The organism is Methylorubrum podarium (genome assembly GCF_022179745.1).
Taxonomy (GTDB): domain Bacteria; phylum Pseudomonadota; class Alphaproteobacteria; order Rhizobiales; family Beijerinckiaceae; genus Methylobacterium; species Methylobacterium podarium.
Genome location: NZ_BPRD01000628.1, coordinates 1 through 3,679, shown reverse-complemented (window position 1 = coordinate 3,679; position 3,679 = coordinate 1). Strand labels below are relative to the sequence as shown.

Genomic DNA, 3,679 nt, shown 5'->3' with positions numbered 1-3,679 from the left:
CTCGACCGCGACGCCGCCGACCTGTTCCCGGCCGCGGCGGTCGAGGGTGAACACGGTCACGTCGGCGCCGGCTTGCGCGAGGCTCTCGGCGATCTCGCGGGCCGCGGTCGAGAGCCCGCTCGGGGCCGGCGGGTAATCCCAGGCCAGGAGTGCGGTGCGCATCAGGCTGCGAGCAGGCGTCGGTAGATCGCGAGGTAGTCGCGCGCCATGCGCTCGGCGGTGAAGCGCGCCTCGAAGCGGCGCCGCACCTGCCGACGGTCGAGCCGGTCGATCCGGGCCAGGGCGTCGACCGCCTCGGCCTCGGAGGCGACGACGAAGCCGGTCACCCCATCCTCGACGATCTCGGGGACCGAACCGCGATTCCAGGCGATCACCGGCGTGCCGCAGGCCATCGCCTCGATCATCACGAGGCCGAAGGGTTCGGGCCAGTCGATCGGGAACAGCAGGGCTCGGGCGCCTCCCACGAGATCCGCCTTCGCCGCGTCGTCGACGGGGCCGAGATAACACGCGTCGGGGCCGAGCAGGGGCCGCACCTTCCGCTCGAAATAATCCGGGTTGCCGACATCGATCGTGCCGCCGAGGCGGATCGGCAGGCCGGCGGCGCGGGCGACGCGGATCGCGGTGTCCGGCCGCTTCTGGTCGGTCATCCGACCGACGAAGGCGACGTGCGCGCCGGGCTCGGCGCGCAGGGTGTAACGGTCCCGGGCGATGCCGTGATGCACGAGGCCCGCGCGGTTCGGGGCCGGAATGCCGGCCTCCTGCGCCGCCGAGATCGCCGCGACCGGCAGGTCGGGGAAGCCGGCGAAGAACAGGGCCCGGTCGAGTTCGTCCACGCGCCAGTGCACCGTGGTCAGGCTGTGGCGACGCCGCGGGCCGAGCAGGGCCGCGTGGGCGAACTCGCCGTGGCAATGCACGATGTCGAACTGGTCGAGGCGCAGGCGCAGCGCCTCCAGCTGCAAGGCGTCGAGCGCCGCCGGAACTCCGGGGGGGACTGACCGGTTGCGACGTTCCAAGGCGGCGAGGCTCGGATGATCGCCGATGCGCGGCAAGTCTGTCGCACTGTCCGAGGGCGCGAACAGCGTTACGTCTATGCCCAAGTTTCGCAGCGCCATGGAAAGATCGTGGACGATCCTCTCGGTGCCGCCATGGTGTTCGGGGGGAGTCGGGAAAATGTTCGGGGCGACCTGTGCGACGCGAATTACCTGTTGCACCTTGACTGATACCTTTCGTCACGGTTCGCTCGTCACGACGAACGCCTGATGTTCGTCCTGCATATCGCTCTTCAAGGCTGCTTGCGCGGCCGTGATGTCGTCTACGGCCTCACCTCCGATACCGGCGGCCATATCCGCTACCTGCTCGATCTGGTCGGGGCGTCGGAGCAGGATGCCCGGGTCGCGCGGATCGTGATGGCGACGCGCCGGTTCGAGGGGCCGCCCGGTCCCGAATACGCCGTGCCCGAAGAGCGGGTCTCCGACAAGGTCGAGCTCGTGCGGCTCGCGAGCGCGTCGCCGGGCTACCGGTCGAAGGAGGAGATGCACGGCGAGGTCGAGAGCTTCGCCGAGAACCTCATCGCCTGGATCGGCCGTCAGACGTCCGCGCCGGACATCGTCCACGCGCATTACGCGGATGCCGCCGCGGTCGCGGCGATCGTCGAGGCGCGGCTCGGCATCCCCTTCGTGTTCACGGCCCATTCCCTCGGGCGGGTGAAGGCGGCCCTGCTCGGCGGCGAGGCCGCGCGCGGGCCGGAACTCGCGCGCCGGATCGCGACCGAGGAGGCGGCGCTGGCGCGGGCGAGCCTGGTGATCGCCTCGTCGCGCGACGAGGCGGAGGTGCAGTATGCCGGCTACAGCGCCTACGATCCCGGCCGCGCCCGCGTGCTGCCGCCGGGCAGCGACCTCGCCCGCTTCGCCGAGAGCCGTCCGCTCCCGCGGGTCGATGCGGCGATCGACCGGTTCCTGCACGATCCGGGCAAGCCCGCGCTGCTGGCGCTCGCCCGTCCCGTGGCGCGCAAGAACCTCGCGGCCCTGGTGCGGGCCTACGGCGAGAGCCCCGAACTGCAGGCGCGCGCCAACCTCGTGATCGTCGCCGGCACCCGCGAGGACATCGACCGGCTCGACGGCGACATGGCCGCGACCCTGCGCGACCTGCTCGTGCTCATCGACCGCTACGACCTCTACGGGCGCGTGGCCTACCCGAAGACGCACCGCCCGGAGGACGTGCCGGCGATCTACGCCTACGCGCGGGAGCGCGGCGGCCTGTTCGTCAACCCGGCCCTCAACGAGCCCTTCGGCCTGACCCTGCTGGAGGCCTCCGCCGCCGGCCTGCCGCTGGTGGCCACCGACAGCGGCGGCCCCAACGACATCGTCGAAACCTGCGGCAACGGGCTGCTGGTCGATCCGCGCGCGCCCGCCTCGATCGCCGCCGCCTGCCTGCACATCCTGACCGAGGCCGCCTTCCGCGCCGCCTGCGTCGCGGGCGGGGCGCGGGCGGCCGCCACCTACGACTGGGACCGGCACGCCGCGCGCTATCACGAACTTCTCGGCGCGCTGCTCGCCCGCAACCCGCCCCTGCGGGCCCCGCACCAACTGCTGATCTGCGACATCGACAACACGCTGGTGGGCTGCGAATCCGCGCTGGCGACCTTCCGGCGCTGGCGCAGCCGGCAGACCGGGCTGGCCTTCGGCGTCGCCACCGGCCGCTCCTTCCACAGCGCCATGGCGGTGCTGGAGCAGCAGGCAAGCCCGCGGCCGCAGGTGATGATCACCTCGGTCGGTTCGGAGATCTACCATCTCGACGCCAACGGCGTGACCTACACGGCGGATGCCGCGTGGCGCGAGACGGTCTCGAGCGCCTGGGACCGGGAGGCGGTCGGCACGGCGCTGAGCCGCCTCGACGGGCTCGTGCCGCAGGGTCCCCTCGAGCAGCGCGCGCACAAGCTCAGCTTCTTCGGCGACGCGGAGACCGCCGGCGGGGTCCGCGAGCGCCTCGCGCAGGCGGGTCTCGCGGCGAACGTGATCCACAGCCACGGCCGCTACCTCGACGTGCTGCCGCCCACGGCCTCGAAGGGAACGGCGGTCGATCACGTGCGCGCCCTCTACGGCCTGCCCGAGCGGGCGGTGTTCGTGGCGGGCGATTCCGGCAACGACGTCGAGATGCTGCGCGCCCGCGCGCAGGCGATCATCGTCGCCAACTACTCCGACGGGCTCGCCGCCAACGCGGCGCTCCAGCACTCCTACGTCGCCCGCGCGTCGCATGCCCGCGGCATCATCGAGGGCGTCCTGCACTTTCGCCGGGCGCTGTCCTATGCCTCGTAGGCCGCACCCCCGGGCGCCGGCGTGACCCGCCCTCGACCGTCTTCCGGCGAGGCGACGAGCGTGCTCACCCTGGTCCGCGGCCGGGCCGACCGGCTCCGCAACGTGATGCGCGGCCTCGCCCGCCAGACCGTGCCCCCGCGCGAACTGGTGATCGCCTGGATGCAGCCGGACCGGGCGCCCGACCTGCCCGATCCCGGCTGCCCGGTGCGCCATCTCCACGTGCCGGGCGAGCCGATGCCGCTCGCCGCCGCGCGCAACCGGGCGGCCGCGGCGGCGGCCGGCGACGTCCTCGTCTTCCTCGACGTCGATTGCATCCCGGGTCCGACCCTGGTGGCGGCCTACGCCGAGGCCGCCGCGGCGGAGCG

3 protein-coding genes and 1 pseudogene are annotated in these 3,679 nt (G+C 72.9%); 2 read left to right on the top strand and 2 right to left on the bottom strand.

Going from position 1 to position 3,679, the window contains the following annotated elements; genetic code table 11:
- Both MFF42_RS24935 and MFF42_RS24930 read right to left on the bottom strand, forming a co-directional pair.
- A pseudogene (locus MFF42_RS24935) lies at positions 1 to 162 on the bottom strand (glycosyltransferase family 4 protein); the annotation flags it as partial.
- The gene (locus MFF42_RS24930) at positions 162 to 1,211 is read right to left on the bottom strand and encodes a glycosyltransferase family 4 protein (RefSeq protein WP_306423561.1); all 1,050 of its coding nucleotides are present in this window, start codon (positions 1,209 to 1,211) and stop codon (positions 162 to 164) included. The pseudogene MFF42_RS24935 and the gene MFF42_RS24930, both read right to left, overlap by 1 nt.
- Before the next feature lie 48 nt (positions 1,212 to 1,259).
- Here MFF42_RS24930 and MFF42_RS24925 point away from each other — a divergent pair, with 48 nt between their 5' ends.
- Entirely contained in the window at positions 1,260 to 3,314 is a 2,055-nt protein-coding gene (locus MFF42_RS24925) for an HAD-IIB family hydrolase (protein ID WP_238258635.1), read from the top strand.
- Between the two features lie 60 nt (positions 3,315 to 3,374).
- Positions 3,375 to 3,679: glycosyltransferase (locus MFF42_RS24920; protein ID WP_238258633.1), on the top strand; the 305-nt coding region annotated here is incomplete at its 3' end.

Bases quoted from the DNA above. Each gene is read 5' to 3' on its own strand.
- MFF42_RS24925 (WP_238258635.1), top strand. From the start codon at position 1,260: ATGTTCGTCCTGCATATCGCTCTTCAAGGCTGCTTGCGCGGCCGTGAT.